General features: G+C 64.5%; 16 protein-coding genes. 13 read left to right on the top strand and 3 right to left on the bottom strand.

Features of this window, described 5'->3' with window-relative positions; translation table 11 throughout:
* Positions 1-137: 137 nt before the first annotated feature.
* The 9 genes from rpsA (at position 138) to WBN46_RS13625 (ending at position 9,290) form a co-directional block, all read left to right on the top strand.
* Positions 138-1,829, top strand: coding sequence for a 30S ribosomal protein S1 (rpsA, locus tag WBN46_RS13665; protein ID WP_337732044.1), 1,692 nt, complete (start codon positions 138-140; stop codon positions 1,827-1,829).
* A 97-nt stretch (positions 1,830-1,926) separates the two neighbouring features.
* Complete coding sequence (locus tag WBN46_RS13660; RefSeq protein WP_192202580.1) at positions 1,927-2,232, top strand: integration host factor subunit beta; 306 nt, start codon at positions 1,927-1,929, stop codon at positions 2,230-2,232.
* Positions 2,233-2,305: 73 nt separating this feature from the next.
* Positions 2,306-2,593, top strand: a complete 288-nt coding sequence (locus WBN46_RS13655) for a LapA family protein (protein ID WP_337732043.1) — start codon at positions 2,306-2,308, stop codon at positions 2,591-2,593.
* Positions 2,594-2,597: 4 nt separating this feature from the next.
* Positions 2,598-3,776, top strand: coding sequence for a lipopolysaccharide assembly protein LapB (gene lapB / locus WBN46_RS13650; protein WP_192202578.1), 1,179 nt, complete (start codon positions 2,598-2,600; stop codon positions 3,774-3,776).
* Positions 3,776-4,747, top strand: coding sequence for a lipopolysaccharide biosynthesis protein (locus WBN46_RS13645; protein WP_337732042.1), 972 nt, complete (start codon positions 3,776-3,778; stop codon positions 4,745-4,747). Before lapB ends, WBN46_RS13645 begins: the two co-directional genes overlap by 1 nt.
* A gap of 21 nt (positions 4,748-4,768) precedes the next feature.
* A complete protein-coding gene (locus tag WBN46_RS13640; protein ID WP_337732041.1) occupies positions 4,769-6,682 on the top strand; it encodes a nucleoside-diphosphate sugar epimerase/dehydratase in 1,914 nt (637 codons plus the stop codon).
* Positions 6,679-7,581 carry a UTP--glucose-1-phosphate uridylyltransferase GalU gene (gene galU / locus WBN46_RS13635; protein ID WP_337732040.1) on the top strand — a complete coding sequence of 301 codons (903 nt, stop codon included), beginning with the start codon at positions 6,679-6,681 and terminating at the stop codon, positions 7,579-7,581. The genes WBN46_RS13640 and galU overlap by 4 nt, the downstream gene beginning before the upstream one ends.
* Before the next feature lie 51 nt (positions 7,582-7,632).
* The gene (locus WBN46_RS13630; RefSeq protein WP_337732039.1) at positions 7,633-8,940 is read left to right on the top strand and encodes an FAD-binding oxidoreductase; all 1,308 of its coding nucleotides are present in this window, start codon (positions 7,633-7,635) and stop codon (positions 8,938-8,940) included.
* A 5-nt stretch (positions 8,941-8,945) separates the two neighbouring features.
* Positions 8,946-9,290 (top strand): tRNA-binding protein, encoded by a 345-nt coding sequence (locus tag WBN46_RS13625; RefSeq protein ID WP_337732038.1) that lies wholly within the window; start codon positions 8,946-8,948, stop codon positions 9,288-9,290.
* A 72-nt stretch (positions 9,291-9,362) separates the two neighbouring features.
* On the opposite strand, the gene WBN46_RS13620 is transcribed toward WBN46_RS13625, so the two are convergent.
* The 3 genes from WBN46_RS13620 to WBN46_RS13610 are packed head-to-tail and all read right to left on the bottom strand — an operon-like array spanning position 9,363 to position 13,619.
* Positions 9,363-10,568, bottom strand: coding sequence for an acetyl-CoA C-acyltransferase (locus tag WBN46_RS13620; protein ID WP_337732037.1), 1,206 nt, complete (start codon positions 10,566-10,568; stop codon positions 9,363-9,365).
* 23 nt (positions 10,569-10,591) lie between these two features.
* The gene (locus WBN46_RS13615; RefSeq protein WP_337732036.1) at positions 10,592-12,964 is read right to left on the bottom strand and encodes a 3-hydroxyacyl-CoA dehydrogenase/enoyl-CoA hydratase family protein; all 2,373 of its coding nucleotides are present in this window, start codon (positions 12,962-12,964) and stop codon (positions 10,592-10,594) included.
* 25 nt (positions 12,965-12,989) lie between these two features.
* Positions 12,990-13,619 (bottom strand): TetR family transcriptional regulator, encoded by a 630-nt coding sequence (locus WBN46_RS13610; RefSeq protein ID WP_192202570.1) that lies wholly within the window; start codon positions 13,617-13,619, stop codon positions 12,990-12,992.
* Between the two features lie 219 nt (positions 13,620-13,838).
* On the opposite strand from WBN46_RS13610, the gene ndk reads away from it, so the two are divergent.
* The 4 genes from ndk (at position 13,839) to WBN46_RS13590 (ending at position 17,121) form a co-directional block, all read left to right on the top strand.
* A complete protein-coding gene (gene ndk / locus WBN46_RS13605; RefSeq protein WP_162337947.1) occupies positions 13,839-14,264 on the top strand; it encodes a nucleoside-diphosphate kinase in 426 nt (141 codons plus the stop codon).
* Between the two features lie 46 nt (positions 14,265-14,310).
* Positions 14,311-15,498 carry a 23S rRNA (adenine(2503)-C(2))-methyltransferase RlmN gene (rlmN, locus tag WBN46_RS13600; RefSeq protein WP_192202788.1) on the top strand — a complete coding sequence of 396 codons (1,188 nt, stop codon included), beginning with the start codon at positions 14,311-14,313 and terminating at the stop codon, positions 15,496-15,498.
* 79 nt (positions 15,499-15,577) lie between these two features.
* Positions 15,578-16,309 carry a type IV pilus biogenesis/stability protein PilW gene (gene pilW, locus WBN46_RS13595; RefSeq protein ID WP_337732223.1) on the top strand — a complete coding sequence of 244 codons (732 nt, stop codon included), beginning with the start codon at positions 15,578-15,580 and terminating at the stop codon, positions 16,307-16,309.
* On the top strand, positions 16,306-17,121 hold the full coding sequence (locus WBN46_RS13590) for a RodZ domain-containing protein (RefSeq protein ID WP_337732035.1): 816 nt from the start codon (positions 16,306-16,308) through the stop codon (positions 17,119-17,121). Before pilW ends, WBN46_RS13590 begins: the two co-directional genes overlap by 4 nt.
* The last annotated feature ends 54 nt before the right edge of the window (positions 17,122-17,175 follow it).

The following is a 17,175-nucleotide window of genomic DNA, read 5'->3' as shown; positions in this document are numbered from 1 at the left end:
GTCCGCCCGGAATCCTCCGTGCGGTTCAACAACCACAACACTCACGGCCACACGCAATCCCGCGCCGGCCGACAACGGGTGGATCGCGGTGCATCTTCAGGTGCGCCCGGTCTGTGTCATCAACCGAGTATTTTTCAATGACCGAATCATTTGCCGAACTGTTTGAACAGAGCCAGACCCATCTGGCCAAGCTGAAGCCGGGCGCGATCGTCACCGGCGTCGTCGTGGAAGTCCGCAACGACGTGGTGGTGATCAACGCGGGCCTGAAGTCCGAAGGCATCGTGCCGATCGAACAGTTCCGGAACGACGCCGGTGAAATCGACGTGGGCGTGGGCGACGAAGTCAAGGTCGCACTCGACTCCCTCGAGAACGGCTTCGGTGAAACCGTCCTCTCGCGCGAGAAAGCCAAGCGCGCCATGGTGTGGGACGAGCTGGAAGAAGCCCTGGAGAAGAACGAAACCATCACCGGTCGCATCAGCGGCAAGGTCAAGGGTGGTTTCACCGTCGACATCAAGGACGTCCGCGCATTCCTGCCGGGTTCGCTGGTCGATGTGCGCCCCGTGCGCGATCCCGGCTACCTGGAAGGCAAGGAGCTGGAGTTCAAGCTCATCAAGCTGGACCGCAAGCGCAACAATGTCGTCGTCTCCCGCCGCGCGGTGGTCGAGAGCGAGCACTCGGAAGAGCGCGAGCAGCTGATGGACAAGCTGCAGGAAGGCGTGGTGCTGAAGGGTGTGGTCAAGAACCTCACCGACTACGGCGCGTTCGTCGACCTGGGCGGCATCGACGGCCTGCTGCACATCACCGACATGGCCTGGAAGCGCGTGCGCCATCCGTCCGAAGTCGTGGAAGTCGGCCAGGAGCTGGATGTCCGCGTGCTGAAGTACGACCGTGAGCGCAACCGCGTCTCGCTGGGCCTGAAGCAGCTGGGCGAAGATCCGTGGGACAACATCGCCCGCCGTTACCCGGCCAACAGCCGCGTGTTCGGCAAGGTCTCCAACGTCACCGATTACGGCGCGTTCGTCGAGATCGAGCCGGGCGTCGAAGGCCTGGTGCACGTCTCCGAAATGGACTGGACCAACAAGAACGTCAATCCGTCCAAGGTCGTGCAGGTCGGTGACGAAGTCGAAGTGATGGTGCTGGACGTGGATGAAGAGCGTCGCCGCATCTCGCTGGGCATGAAGCAGGTTGCCGCCAATCCGTGGGAAACCTTCGCGGCCACCCACAAGAAGAACGACAAGGTGTCCGGCCAGATCAAGTCGATCACCGACTTCGGCATCTTCATCGGCCTGGACGGCGGCATCGACGGCCTGATCCACCTGTCCGACATCAGCTGGAACACCACCGGCGAAGACATCGTGCGCAACTTCAAGAAGGGCGACACGCTGGAAGCCGTGGTGCTGGCGGTCGATCCGGAGCGCGAGCGCATCAGCCTGGGCGTGAAGCAGCTGGAGCAGGATCCGTTCGGCCAGTACATGGCGACCCATCCGAAGGGCTCGAAGGTCGAAGGTACGGTGAAGGAAGTGGACGCCAAGGGCGCCACGATAGAACTGGCCGATGGCATCGAAGGCTACGTGATGGCGCGGGACATCAGCTACGACCGCGTGGACGACGCCAGCCAGCACCTGAAGGTCGGCGACAAGGTCGAAGCCAAGTTCATCGGCATGGACCGCAAGGGCCGCACGCTGCAGCTGTCGATCAAGGCCAAGGACGAAGCCGAAACCGCCGAGGCGCTGGCCGAGTACAACAAGTCCGCTGCCGAAGCTTCCACCGGTACCACCAGCCTGGGCGCGCTGCTGCGTGCACAGCTGGATGGTGGCAAGTCCGAGTAAGCGGCTCGCGCCGTTGCAGTACCACTAGCAGTACCGTTCCCCGCCGGCCCGGAGTACCCGGGCCGGCGCGGGTTCATCCGTCCGAATTCCGCATGCGATGACCAAATCCGAACTCATCGAGATCCTCAGCCGCCGCCAGCCGCACCTCAAGGCCGAGGACGTGGACCTGGCCGTCAAGGCGTTGCTGGAGATGATGGGCGGGGCCCTCGCCCAGGGCGACCGTATCGAGATCCGCGGGTTCGGCAGTTTCTCGCTGCATTACCGTCCGCCCAGGATGGGACGCAATCCGAAGACCGGCGAGTCGGTCGCGTTGCCGGCCAAGCATGTCCCTCATTTCAAGCCGGGCAAGGAACTGCGCGAACGCGTCAGTGACGTCACCCCCATCGAGGAAAGCGGGGAATAGCCCGCCATCGACGCGTGTGTGTCGTTCCGCGTCTACTCCGTTAAGCTAGGCGCATCCCGCAAGGAGTCGCCTGATGAACATGTTCCGCCTGGTCGTCGCACTGTTGTTCCTGGCCTACGGACTCATCATCGGTGTGCTCAACACGCAGCCGATCACGCTGAAACTCCTTTTCACCGAATTCCAGACGTCTTCCGGCGTCGGCATCATGCTGTCCCTGCTGCTGGGGGTGGTGATCGGCGGCCTGATCGTGCTGGCCACCCTGGTATGGCCTTTGTACGCCAAGCTCAGGAAGGCGACCCGGGCCGCCCAGCCCGCGGCCCACGGGGCGGGGACCTCATCGGCCATCGATGGCGGTGCCTGAACCCATGGCTTTCCTGACCGAATGGTTCTGGTTCTTCCTGTTCCTTCCGCTTGCTGCGCTCAGCGGGTGGATCATCGGCCGTCGCGGCGGACAACGTCACGGCGACACACAGGTCAGTCGACTGTCGAGTACCTATTTCCGGGGCCTGAACTATCTGCTCAACGAGCAGCCGGACAAGGCGATCGAGCTGTTCCTGCATATCGCGGAGCTGGACAAGGAAACCTTCGAGACGCAGGTTGCCCTGGGTCACCTGTTCCGTCGTCGTGGCGAAGTGGATCGCGCCATCCGCCTGCACCAGGGCCTCGTGCAACGGGCTGACCTGAGTGATGCGCAGCGCGTACAAGCCTTGCTCGCATTGGGCGAGGACTACATGCGTTCCGGCCTTCTGGATCGCGCGGAAACCGTGTTCACCGATCTGGCGCGCATCGACCAGCGTGCTCCGCAGGCGCTCAAGCACCTCATCGGCATCTACCAGGCCGAGCGCGACTGGGAGAAGGCGATCGACAACGCGCGACGCTACGAAGAGGTCACGACCGAACCGATGGGCAAGCTGATCGCCCAGTTCGAATGCGAGCTGGCCGAGCGGCAACGGACAGCGAACAGCGTCGAAGCCGCCCGGGCAGCGGTGGCACGCGCCTACCAGGCCGATGCAGGCAGCGTACGTGCCGGCATCCTCGAAGGTCGCATTGAAACCGATGCGGGCAATTCGGAAGCGGCGATTCGCGCGTTCGAACGCGCTGCGCGACATGACCCGGACTACCTTCCCGAGGTGTTGCCGAGCCTGCTGGCCGGCTACGAGCAAGTGGGTGATCTGTCCGGAGCGCGGGCATTCCTGTCGGAGATGTGCGAGCACTACCGGGGAATCGCCCCGGTGTTGGCGTTGACGCGCCTGGTCGAACGGCAGGACGGCGTTGCCGCCGCACGGGCCTACCTTGCACGTCAGCTCAAGGACCGGCCGTCCGTGCGCGGCGAAGCGGCACTGATCGACCTCACGCTGGCGGAAGGTGCGGACGCGTCGGCCACGCTGCATGATCTCAAGCACATCACCGATCAACTGCTGGTGCGGAATCCGAGCTACCGGTGCACCCAGTGCGGCTTCGGCGCCAGGACGCATCATTGGCAATGCCCGAGTTGCAAGGAGTGGGGCACGATCAAGCCACTGTTGAACTACGCGGTCGTCTGATGCCGAGCCTGCTCGTCTGGCTTCTGCTGCTGGCGGCAGCTGCCGCCGTGGGAACCTGGCTGGCGCGCCGATACGCCCTGCGCGGCAACCTCATGGACCAGCCGGGTGAGCGCCGGAGTCACAGCGTCGCAACGCCCCGCGGCGGCGGCATCGCGATTGTGGCCGTACTCGTGGCTGCCGGCCTGTACCTTGCGCTGATTCCAGAGGCTATGGATGTGCTGTGGCTGGGCTTCCTGCCCGGCCTGTTGATTGTCGCCGGGATAGGGTGGTGGGACGACCATCGGCCCTTGTCGCCCTGGCTGCGACTGGCGGTCCAGGCGGTGGCGGCGCTCAGCCTGGCAGCGGCGGCGGGATGGCAAAGCGGGCAGTGGTTGCCGGCTGTGGCGGCTTTTGGCATGGCCATGGTGCTGGTCAATGTCTGGAACTTCATGGACGGCATCAATGGCCTGGCAGCCAGCCAGGCTGCATTGGCGGCACTGGCCTATGCCGGCTTGCTGGTGGGGGGATGGCACTGGCTTGCCTTGGCGCTGCTCGGGGCCTGCGTCGGCTTCCTGCCCTTCAACTTCCCCAGGGCGTGGATCTTCCTGGGGGACGTGGGCAGTGGGGCACTGGGTTATGCGTTGGCCGGGCTTGCCACCGCCGCGTTCCTTGCGCTGCCATCGGCCAGCGCCCCCCTGTTGCTGCTGCCCCTGTGTGCTTTTCTCGTCGACGCAGGCTTCACGTTACTGGGGCGCATGCTCCGGGGCGAACAATGGTGGACACCTCATGTGGGCCATCTCTACCAGTTCGGCGCGCGTCGATTCGGGCACGCTGCCGTAACCGTGATTTACATGGTGTTCGGCGGCGTTACCTTATTGTTAATCTATGGCATGCCCCGGACAACGGTGGCAGCTACCCTGGGCGCGGTGATCGCCGTCTACGGGTTCGGTGGGGCGCTATGGGTTTTATTGCGCCGAGGATGGCGTAGCTGATAGCACACGGAGACGGAGCTGATGGAGTCCTGGCGGGATCGATTGAGTGGCTTCATGCCGCGCCTTCTGGTAGCGGCCCATGATCTGACGATGGTGTGGCTGTGCTGGCAGGTATTGCATCGTCTTCGGTACGCAATGCTCGCCCAAGCACCGGCGTTTCCCCTTTGGTCGAACGAGATTGCCATCGTTCTGCTGGCGCAGGGCGCCGTGTTCTGGTGGATGGGGCTGTATCGCGGTCTCTGGCGCTTTGCCAGTCTTCCAGACCTCTGGAATATCGTGAAGGCGTGTGCGCTGGGCTTCCTGGGCGTTGTCCTTGGGCTGTTCTTCTACAACCGGTTCGGTTCCACGCCGCGTGCAGTGCTGGGCTTCTACCCGTTTGCCCTGGTGGGCTTCCTTGGCCTGCCCAGGCTCGCTTACCGCGCATGGAAGGACAGTCAGGTCAACCGCAGCAACGAAAGTGCGTCCCGAGTGCTGATCTTGGGCGCCGGCCGGGCAGGCGAAGCTCTTGTACGCGAGCTCCGGCGCACGGGAATCTATCAACCGGTCGCCTTCCTTGACGACGCGTCACGGCTGCACGGATCAAAACTGCAGGGCATTCCCGTGCTGGGAGGGTTGGAGAACGCGGCGGCGGTTGCGCGCGAAACCGCTGCCCGCATGCTGGTCATCGCCATGCCGTCCCTCGATGCGCCGGCGATGCAACGCGTGGTGGCGATCTGCGAAAGCACCGGGTTGCCTTTCCGCATGGTGCCCCGACTGGTCAACGTGCTGGAAGGACAGTCCATGCCGGGCGACCTCAAGGAGGTCGCGATCGAGGACTTGCTTGGCCGAAAATCCGTCACGCCCGACTGGAAGCTCATCCGGGGCTGGCTGGGCGGACGGACCGTGATGGTGACCGGTGCGGGCGGGTCCATCGGCTCGGAGCTCTGCCGGCAATGTGCTCGCCATGGTGCCCAGCGGATCGCACTGGTTGAAATCGACGAACTGGCGCTCATCACGATCCAGGGCGATCTTCGTCGAGCTTTCCCGGATCTTGAGGTTCTTCCGATACTCGGCAACTGCGGAGATGCGGCCGTCATTGAGCACGCGCTGAAGATGGCAGAGCCTGATGCCGTATTCCATGCCGCAGCTTACAAACAGGTGCCGTTACTTGAGGGGCATCTGCGAGAAGCGGTTGGCAACAATGTTCTGGCAACCGAAACGGTGGCACGTGCGTGTCGTGAAGCGGGTGTCGCGACCTTCGTGCTGATTTCCACGGACAAGGCCGTGGATCCCGTGAACGTGCTTGGTGCGACCAAACGCCTTGCGGAGATGGCATGCCAGGCGCTCGATGATGCGCGCTCGGGAACGCGATACGTCACGGTGCGTTTCGGCAACGTCCTGGATTCCGCGGGTAGCGTAGTCCCCTTGTTCCGGGAACAGATCCGCAAGGGCGGGCCGGTTACCGTCACCGATCCGGACGTGACGCGCTATTTCATGACCATTCCCGAGGCGTGCCAGCTGATCCTGCAGGCCGCTTCAGGCGCAGCGCATGCATCCATCTACACGTTGGACATGGGCGATCCGGTGCCGATCCGCCTGCTGGCGGAACAGATGATCCGATTGGCAGGCAGGCAACCCGGGCGCGATATCGCCATCGTCTACACCGGTCTTCGCCCCGGGGAGAAGCTGCACGAAACGCTTTTCCACGCAGATGAGCGCTACCAGCCCACCTCTCACTCGAAGATCATGAAGGCGCTTGCGCGCGAAGTGGCGCCCGAGTTCATCGAACTGGCTCTGCAGCGCATGCGGGCAGCACACGCTCGGTACGATACGAACGAGTTGGGAGAGGTGCTGCGGATCGCGGTTCCCGAGTTCGCACCGTTGTCAAACGACCAGGATGATTCTTCGGCTAACATCGTGGTATTCCCAGGTCGCGATGCCCGCAGGACCCGATGACCACTGCCAGAATCCGCAAAGCCGTTTTTCCCGTCGCCGGTCTCGGCACCCGCTTTCTGCCCGCGACCAAGACCGTGCCGAAGGAGATGCTGCCGATCATCGATCGGCCGTTGATCCAGTACGCCGTCGACGAGGCGGTGGAGGCCGGCTGCGACACCTTGATCTTCGTCACCAACCGCTACAAGCATGCGGTTGCCGACTACTTCGACAAGGCCTATGAGCTCGAGCAGAAGCTGGAGCGGGCCGGAAAGCTGGAGCAGCTCGAACTGGTGCGGAATGTGCTGCCCAGCCACGTACGCGCTGTTTTCGTGACGCAGGCCGAGGCGCTGGGTCTGGGGCATGCCGTGCTGTGCGCCAAGCCGATCGTGGGCGATGAACCCTTCGCGGTCCTGCTGCCCGACGATTTGATATGGAACCGTGGGCCCGGTGCGTTGAAGCAGATGGCCGACGCCGCCGAAACGACGGGCGCCAGCGTCATCGCGGTGCAGGATGTGCCGCATGACCAGACAGGTAGTTACGGCATCGTGGCCACCGACGCCTTCACCGGAAGGGAGGGGCGCATCCGTGGCATCGTGGAGAAGCCGAAGCCGGAGGTCGCGCCCAGCAATCTGGCGGTCGTCGGCCGTTATGTGCTCGATTCGCGCATCTTCGCCCTGCTGGAAGGTACGGTGCCGGGCGCCGGTGGCGAGATCCAGCTGACGGATGCCATCGCGGCGCTGCTGCTGGAAAAACCGGTACATGCCTATCGCTTCAAGGGCACCCGCTTCGACTGCGGTACGCATATCGGCCTCATCGAAGCGACCATCCGCTACGCACTCGACCACGAGAAACTCAGTGATGCGGCACGCGTCATGATGCAGGATGCCCTGGCCGAACTGGGCGTGCGGGAACTCGAGTAGGGTTCCGCGTTGCCGAACGTCTGATCGAAACCCTTCGCCTCGAGTCACTCGATGGATGCCATGTCTGCGGTCGACACCTCCGGGGCCGGCTACTATCTCGATACGGCTGGCGCGGTCCCGGTATCGCCAGTTCTGCACGGGAGCGTGGATGCATCGGTCTGCATCGTCGGCGGCGGGTTTGCCGGGCTCAATACCGCGCTGGGCCTGTCGGAGAGGGGCGTCCGTGATGTCGTGCTGCTCGAGGCCGAAGCGGCCGGGTATGGTGCCTCGGGTCGCAACGGGGGCTTCGTGTTCGGCGGATTCTCGCGGGGTGAGGACGCGCTCCTGCACGACCTGGGTGCCCAGCGCGCAAGGGCTCTTTATGACGGCACAACGGATGCTGTCGACCTGATCCGGCAACGCATCACGCGCCATGCCATTGCCTGCGACGACACGCACGCCGGGATCATCTGGGCCAACTGGTTCAAGGATCCGGAGGTGTTGCGGAGCCGGCAGCGCCTGCTGGCGGATCAATATGGTCAGGACTGGCGATGGATGCCGCAGGAAACGCTGCGAAGCCACATCCGGACGCACCGTTATCACGACGGCCTGTTCGAGCCCGACGCATTCCATTTTCATCCGCTGAAGTACGCGCGCGGCATTGCACGCGTGGCAAAGGAACAAGGGGTTGCTCTGTTCGCGCGCTCGCCTGCGACCGCGCTGGTGCGGGATGGCGTGGGATGGCGCGTGGCCACGCCGCAGGGGCAGGTCAGGGCACGTCATGTGGTGCTGGCCTGCGGGGGCTATCTTGCCGGCCTGCATCGTCGCGTGGATGCGGGCGTATTGCCCATCGCCACCTATGTGATGGTGACCGAACCGCTGCATGCACGGATGCGGGACGCGCTCACGACGCAGGCCGCGGTCTACGACACCCGGTTCGCATTCGACTACTACCGACCGCTACCGGACACGCGGCTGTTGTGGGGAGGACGCATCTCCGTGCTGGACCGGTCGGCCGCGGAGGTACGGAGATTGCTGTATCGCGACATGCTGAAGGTGTTCCCCCAGCTTGAAGGCGTCCGCATCGACTACGCATGGTCGGGCCTGATGAGCTATGCCCGCCACCAGATGCCTCAGGTGGGGCGCGTGGAGGACGGCTTGTGGGTTGCGCAGGCGTTCGGCGGGCATGGCGTGGCACCCACCACGTTCGCCGGGGAGATCATCGCCAGCGCCATCGTCCAGGAAGATCCGCGCTGGCGTGAGTTTTCGGACTATGGGCTGGTATCCGCATTGAAACCGGCGGGCTTCATGGGCGCGCAGCTCGGCTACTGGTGGGCGGAATTCAAGGATGCGTGGAAAGACAGGATGGAGCACAGGTGACCGACATGACGGAAACGAACGATCTCATCGAATGGGCAGATTTCGAACGTGTCGCGTTGTGCGTAGGTACCGTGCTGAAAGTCGAGGCATTCCCGCAGGCGCGCAAACCGGCGTGGAAGCTCTGGGTGGACTTCGGGCCACATGGGGTCAGAAAGACCAGCGCGCAGATCGTCGCGCTCTATGCCGCGGAGGACCTGGTCGGGCGGCAGATCGTGGGTGTCATCAACTTCCCTCCGAAGCAGATCGGCGGCTTCCTGTCCGAGTTCCTGCTGACCGGCTTCCACACCGATGCCGGCGTGGTGATCACCACGGTGGAGCGGCCGGTGCCCAACGGTGCGCGGATGGCGTGAGCGAAGGCGCCGCACCGGTGAAAAAGGCGCCTTTCGGCGCCTTTTTCGTTCAACACAGAAGTGCGGGTAACGTCAGAGCGATTCGAAGATGCCCGCCGCGCCCATGCCGGTGCCGATGCACATGGTGACCATGCCGTACTTCTGCTGGCGCCGACGCATGCCGTGGACGATGGTGGCAGTGCGGATCGCACCAGTCGCACCCAGCGGATGGCCGAGGGCGATGGCGCCACCCAGCGGATTGATCTTCGAAGGGTCAAGTTCGCTGTCGCGAATCACCGCCAGCGCCTGCGCGGCGAAAGCTTCGTTGAGCTCGATCCAGTCCAGCTGGTCCTTGGTCAGACCCGCCTGCTTAAGGGCCTTCGGGATGGCGGCAATCGGGCCGATGCCCATCACTTCCGGGCGCACGCCGGCGACAGAGAAGCTGACGAAACGGGCCAGCGGGGTCAGGCCGTAATCCTTGATCGCCTGCTCCGAGGCCAGCAGCACGCCGGCGGCGCCATCGCTCATCTGCGACGAGGTGCCTGCAGTGACGGTGCCGCCGAACTGCGGATTGCGGAACACGGTCCGCAGCTTGGCCAGGCCTTCCAGCGACGTGTCCGCACGCGGGCCTTCATCCTGTTCGACCAGCAGTTTCTTCAGGCGAACGGTGTTACCGGCCAGGTCGGGCTGGCGCGAGATCACTTCGTAGGGACTGATCTCGTCCCTGAACTCGCCCGCGGCCTGCGCGGCAAGGGCCTTCTGGTGCGAAGCAACGGCGAACGCGTCCTGGTCCTCGCGCGAGATCTTCCATTCCTCGGCCACCTTCTCGGCGGTGATGCCCATGCCGTAGGCAATGGCCACGTGGTCGTTGTCGAACACGCTGGGCGCCATCGCGATCTTGTTGCCCATCATCGGCACCATGCTCATGCTCTCGGTGCCGCCGGCCAGCATCAGGTCGGCATTGCCCAGGCGGATCTGGTCGGCCGCCATCGCTACGGCCTGCAGGCCGGACGAGCAGAAGCGGTTGATGGTCTGCGCGGCGATCGTGTTCGGCAGGCCCGCCAGCAGCAGGCCGATGCGCGCCACGTTCATGCCTTGCTCGCCCTCGGGCATGGCGCAACCGATGATGGCGTCATCGATGCGGCTCAGGTCGATGCCCGGCGCCTGCGCGACCACGGACTTCAGCACGTGCGCCAGCATGTCGTCCGGACGGGTGTTGCGGAATACGCCCTTCGGCGCCTTGCCGACCGGCGTGCGGGTGGCGGCGACGATATAGGCTTCTTGGATCTGCTTGCTCATTTCGATGTGTCCTTGTCCGTCGCTTAGTTACGCAGGGGCTTGCCGGTCTTCAGCATGTGGCCGATGCGCGCCTGGGTCTTTTCCTGCTGCGCCAGTTCAACGAAGTGCTTGCGCTCCAGCTTCAACAGCCACTCTTCGTCCACCAGTGCGCCGCGGTCGACTTCGCCGCCGCACAGCACGGTGGCGATGCGCACGGCAATCTCGTAGTCGTGCGGGCTGATGAAGCGGCCTTCCAGCATGTTGACCAGCATCATCTTGAAGGTGGCGATGCCGACGTCACCGGCCACCTGGATGCGGCGGGCGGGCAGGGGCGGGCGGTAGCCGGTCTCGGCCAGCGCCAGGGCTTCCTGCTTGGCGATGTACAGCAGTTCGTAGGCATTGAAGGCGATCTTGTCGCCCGCGCGCATCAGGCCCAGCTCCTTGGCCTCGACGGCGGAAGCGGACACCTTGGCCATCGCCACGGTCTCGAAGGTCTTCTTCAGCTCGGCGAACACGTCGCCACCTGGGCCGGCGGCCTGCGACGCACGCACGGCGATTTCCTTCAGGCCGCCACCGGCGGGCAGCAGGCCCACGCCGGCCTCTACCAGGCCGACGTAGCTTTCCAGCGACGCAACCGTGCGTGCGCTGTGCATCTGGAACTCGCAGCCGCCGCCCAGCGCGAGGCCGCGCACGGCGGCAACCACGGGTACCAGCGAGTACTTGATCCGCTGGCTGGTGGCCTGGAAATTGGCCACCATCGCTTCGAAATCGGCGATCTTGCCCGCCTGCAGCGCACCGAGGGCGCCTGCGAGGTCGGCACCGGCCGAGAAGGGTTCCTTCGGCTGCCAGATCACCAGGCCCTTGAACTTCTGCTCGGCGATGGCGATGGCTTCCTGCAGACCGTCCAGCACGGCGTCGGAGACGGTGTGCATCTTGGTCTTGAAGCTGACCACGCCGATACCGTCGCCGTCGGTCCACAGGCGCACACCGTCGTTCTCGTAGACGGTCTCGCCCTGGGCAAAGGCTTCGCCCAGCAGAGGATCCGGGAAGCGCTGGCGCTGGTAGACCGGCAGGGCCGAGCGAGGCAGCTTGGCGTTGCGGCCCGGGCTGTAGCTGCCTTCGGCACCATGCACGCCCTCGCGGCCGTCGAACACCCAGTTCGGCAGCGGTGCGCTGCTCATGGCCTTGCCGGCCACGATGTCATCGGCGATCCACTGCGCCACCTGCTTCCAGCCGGCGGCTTGCCAGGTCTCGAACGGACCGAGCGACCAGCCGTAACCCCAGCGGATAGCCAGGTCGACATCGCGCGCGGTTTCGGCGATGTCGGCGAGGTGATAGGCGCTGTAATGGAACAGGTCGCGGAACACGGCCCACAGGAACTGCGCCTGCGGGTGCTGGCTCTCGCGCAGCTTGGCGAACTTCTCCGCGGGATTCCTGATCTTCAGGATCTCGGCCACCTCGGACGCGGCCGTGCGGTCGGCGGCGCGGTAGTCCTGCTTCTCCAGGTCCAGGACCACGATGTCCTTGCCGACCTTGCGGAAGATGCCGGCACCGGTCTTCTGGCCAAGCGCGCCCTTGGCGATCAGCGCGTCCAGCCACTTCGGCGACTTGAAGTAGGCGTGCCACGGGTCATCGGGCAGGGTATCGGCCATGGTCTTGATGACATGGGCCATCGTGTCCAGACCGACCACGTCCGAGGTGCGGTAGGTCGCCGACTTCGGGCGGCCGATCAGCGGGCCAGTGACGGCGTCCACTTCGTCGAACCCCAGCTTGAATTCGCCGGTGTGGTGGGCGGTGGCCAGGATCGAGAACACGCCGATCCGGTTGCCGATGAAGTTGGGGGTGTCCTTCGCATAGACCACGCCCTTGCCCAGGGTGGTGGTCAGGAAGGTCTCCAGACCTTCGAGGACGGTGGCATCGGTGGATTTGGCCGGAATCAGTTCGGCCAGGTGCATGTAGCGTGGTGGGTTGAAGAAGTGCACGCCACAGAAGCGATGGCGAAGTTGTTCTGGAAGAACTTCCGCCAACTTGTTGATTCCCAAGCCTGATGTATTGCTTGCCAGTACCGCATGATCGGCCACGAACGGGGCGATCTTCTTGTAGAGGTCCTGCTTCCAGTCCATCCGCTCGGCGATGGCCTCGATGATCAGGTCGCAGCCCTTCAGGTGCTCGAGTCCTGTCTCGTAGTTGGCGGGCGTGATGGCTTCGGCAAGCGACTTGCTGGCAAGAGGGGCAGGGCTCAACTTGGCCAGGTTGGCGATGGCCTTCTGCACGATGCCGTCGGGATGGCCCTCCTTGGCAGGCAGGTCGAACAGCACGGTGTCGACGCCGGCATTGGTCAGGTGCGCGGCGATCTGCGCGCCCATGACACCAGCGCCCAGAACGGCCGCCTTGCGTACAAGCAATGGATTGGACATGGAATTTCCTTGGATTGCAGGGGTTTCAGACATGGTCGGCGCGCAGGCCGGCCTCGGCGAAGCGGATGAGTTCGCGGGCGGCGCGCTCACGGTGCGCCGCTTCCGTGACGCCCGTGGGGCGCTTGATCAGGCCGAAGTCGGCCATGGCGTAGGTCAGGGCGCCGGAAAAGAAGTCCAGCCGCCAGTAGAGCTCTTCCTTGCTGAGGCCCGGCACGCAGGCGGCGATCGCCTTGCCGAACTCGCGCAGCACATGGCCGTAGTGGTCGGAGAGGAACTTGCGCAGGCCATCGTTCTTTTCGGCGTAGGCGCGGGCGATGACCCGGACAAAGGCGCCGCCCCCGTGGCGATCCTGGGCCAGCGCCAGCGCCGGCTCGACGAAGGCGGCGAGGATGGGTTCCAGCTCGCCCGGGCGCCCGGCCAGTGCCTTTTCAAGCAGGGTGAGGCGGGCGGCGGTCATGTCGTCCATGCGGCGACGGAACACCTCGTTGACCAGGTTTTCCTTGCTGCCGAAGTGGTAGTTGACGGCCGCGATGTTGACGTCTGCGCGACTCGTCACCTGCCGCAGGGAGGTGCCTGCAAAGCCGTACTGGGCGAAGAGCTCTTCCGCGGCCCCCAGTATCCGTTCCTTGGTGGAGAAGTGCGTGGTATTGCCCATGGAGCCTCCGGCTTAATCAAACGCTTGTTTGATTGATTCTCCGCTGACCGTGGGGCCGTGTCATGTTGCAAGGCAGCAATCGGCCTGTGACGCAGGCTGCATCCTGCGCTGGGATACGTTAGAATCTCGCTACGCTTTCTGGTCTAAGCCCGCGTTTCGACGCGGGTTTTTCATGTTAACCTTGGGCCTTCAGTGGCCCGCCCAACGGAGAAAATCCCCATGGCGCTGGAGCGCACCCTGTCGATCGTCAAGCCCGATGCCGTCGCCAAGAACGTCATCGGCGAAATCTATGCCCGTTTCGAAAAGAACGGCCTGAAGATCGTCGCCTCGAAGATGAAGCACCTGTCGCGCCGTGAGGCCGAAGGTTTCTACGCCGTGCATCGCGAACGTCCGTTCTTCAATGCACTGGTCGAGTTCATGATCTCCGGTCCGGTCGCCATCCAGGTGCTGGAAGGCGAGAACGCCGTGCTGAAGCATCGCGACATCCTCGGTGCCACCAATCCGAAGGACGCCGCGCCGGGCACGATCCGCGCCGACTTCGCCGATTCCATCGATGCCAACGCCGCACACGGCTCGGATTCGGTCGAGAACGCGAACATCGAGATCGCGTACTTCTTCGCCGCCACCGAAGTGTTCTCGCGCTGAGCGAAGAGTGATGAGCAGCCACGAACTGCCACCGATCGAACTGAAAATGGCCACGGACGCACCGTCCGTGGCCATCGGTGCGTCCGTGCCGGCGAAACAGAACCTGCTGGACCTAGATCGCGAGGGCCTTGAGCAGTTCTTCATCGGAAAGCTCGGTGAGCAGAAGTTCCGCGCCCACCAGGTGATGAAGTGGATCCACCACCGCTACGTCACCGACTTCGACCAGATGACGGACCTAGGCAAGAACCTGCGCGCCAAGCTGCAGGAGCATGCCGAGGTTGTCGTGCCGCAGGTGGTGTTCGACAAGCCCTCCACCGACGGCACCCACAAGTGGCTGCTCGGCATGGGGGTTGATGGCAAGAATGCCGTCGAAACCGTGTACATCCCCGACAAGAGCCGCGGCACGCTGTGCGTGTCGTCGCAGGTGGGCTGCGGGCTGAACTGCACGTTCTGCTCCACGGCTACCCAAGGCTTCAATCGCAACCTAACCACCGCCGAGATCATCGGTCAGGTGTGGGTGACAGCGCGCCACCTGGGCAACGTGCCTGCGCAGAACCGTCGCCTCACCAACGTGGTGATGATGGGCATGGGCGAGCCGCTGCTCAACTTCGACAATGTCGTGCGTGCGATGAACATCATGCGCGACGACCTGGGCTACGGCCTGGCCAGCAAGCGCGTCACGCTGTCGACCTCCGGCCTGGTGCCGATGATCGACCGGCTGTCCACCGAGACCGACGTGTCGCTGGCGGTCTCGCTGCACGCGCCCAACGACGCACTGCGCGAGCAGCTCGTGCCGCTCAACAAGAAGTACCCGATCGCCGAGCTGATGGCGTCTTGCGTGCGCTACCTGCGTGCGAACAAGAAGCGCGATTCGGTGACGTTCGAGTACACCTTGATGAAGGGCGTCAACGACCAGCCCGAACACGCACGCCAGCTGGCCCAGCTGATGCGCAAGTTCAGCAACGCCGCGCAGTTGAAGGATGCCGGCAAGGTCAACCTGATTCCGTTCAATCCGTTCCCGGGCACGCGCTACGAGCGCTCTCCGGAAGATGAAATCCGCGCGTTCCAGAAACTGCTGCTCGACGCTCAGGTGCTGACGATGGTCCGCCGCACGCGCGGTGACGACATCGATGCCGCCTGCGGCCAGTTGAAGGGCCAGGTGATGGACCGTACGCGCCGCCAGGCCGAGTTCCGCCGGCAATTGCAGGAACAGGGCATCGACGATGCGGCATAAGGCGATCTGCCTGCTGCTGATCCCTCTCCTGCTGGCCACCGCCTGCAGTCGCCTCACCTTCGTTCGCCCCAAGGGCAAGATGGAGTCCCTCTCCGGACAGCAGGTCGCGCCCGAGTACTCGGTCAAGGACAGTCCGGAGGTCAAGCGCCGCCAGTCGGTGCAGACGATGCTCGCGCGCGCCACCCAGCGCCTGCATGCCGGCGAGCTCGATCCCGCGGAGAAGGATGTGCGCTCCGCACTCAAGCTGGATCCCGGCTCGGTGGATGCCACCACCCTCCTGGCGGTGATTGAAGACCGGCGCGGGCGGGCCCAGGAGGCCGGCCAGCTGTACCGCCGTGCGGCGGAGCTGGCGCCCGGGCAGGGCGCGGCCCAGAACAACTACGGGGCCTGGTTGTGCGCCAATGGTGCGGCGGCCGAATCATTGGTCTGGTTCGACCGCGCGGTCCAGGCGCCCGGCTATGCGACGCCCGTGCTAGCGATGGCGAATGCCGGCAGTTGCGCCCTGACCAGCGGACAGACCGAAAGGGCCGAGCGCGACCTGCGTCTGGCCCTGTCGCGCGACCCGTCCAACACGACCGCTCTTGGCGCGATGGCGGAGCTGGAATTCGACCGGCAGCACTATCTGCCGGCACGTGCCTTCATCGAGCGCAGGCTGGCTTCGGGGCCAGCGACTGCCGCGGTGTTGAAACTCGCATCACAAATCGAGGATAGACTCGGCGACAAGGCCGCTGCCAGTCGATATGTTCAGCGGATTCGGGCGGAGTTCCCCGACGCGCAGGACGTCAACTCTGGGGGAAATGCAGGGCCATGATGGACACGGTAGGTGGGGGAGTGGCGCCGCCGCAGGGGTGCGGTGAGGCGCTGAGATTGGCGCGTGAGCAGGCCGGCCTGTCGTTGCAGGAGGTCAGCCAGCGCCTGAAGATGCCATTGAAGGTGCTGCACGCCCTCGAAGGCGGGCAGTGGGACCAGTCAGGTGGGGCGGTGTTCGTGCGCGGGCAGCTGCGCAGTTACGGTCGCCTCCTCAAGGTGGATGTCGAACCCTTCCTGCAGCAGGCGGAAGCGGTGGTATCGAAGCCGGTAGAACTGGTCAGCCACAGCCATACGCCGCACTTCCAGTATTTCTTCGAGAGCTTCAAGCGGCGTGCGGTGTACGTCGTGTTGACGCTCGTGATCGCAACGCCGGTGTGGATGGCCTTGCGTCCGACCTCCGGACCGGCACCGGATGCGGCGACCGCGTCGCTGGACGTCGTGCCGAGCGCGTCGGGTTCGCCAGGCGAGAGGGAAGGGAACACCCCGGTCGCCAGGCCTCAGGCGACGCCATATGTGGCGTCACTGGCGCCACTGCCGCGCGCGGCGGCCTCGTGGCTGACGCTGACGTTCAAGGGTGACAGCTGGGTCGAAGTCAATGATCCCGCTGGCCGCAAGGTCGAGCATGCGCTGATCCGGGCGGGCGAAGAACGCACGTACGCGAGGGGTGAAGTCGGCCGCATCAAGTTGGGCGATGCCACGGCGGTCGAGGTTCAGCATGCCGGTAGTACGGTGAATCTGGCACCGTACCAGCGAGCGAATGTTGCGCGCTTTACGGTATCCTCTGAGGGTTCCCTAGCGCCGGTCGGTGACTGACCCGCGCGCGGGTTTGTCCAACTAAAGACCAAGACCCCGCCTCGACGGGGCAAG

Source organism: Pseudoxanthomonas sp. CCNWLW251, from assembly GCF_037402255.1.
GTDB lineage: Bacteria > Pseudomonadota > Gammaproteobacteria > Xanthomonadales > Xanthomonadaceae > Pseudoxanthomonas_A.
This window is presented reverse-complemented; position numbering and strand designations above follow the sequence as displayed.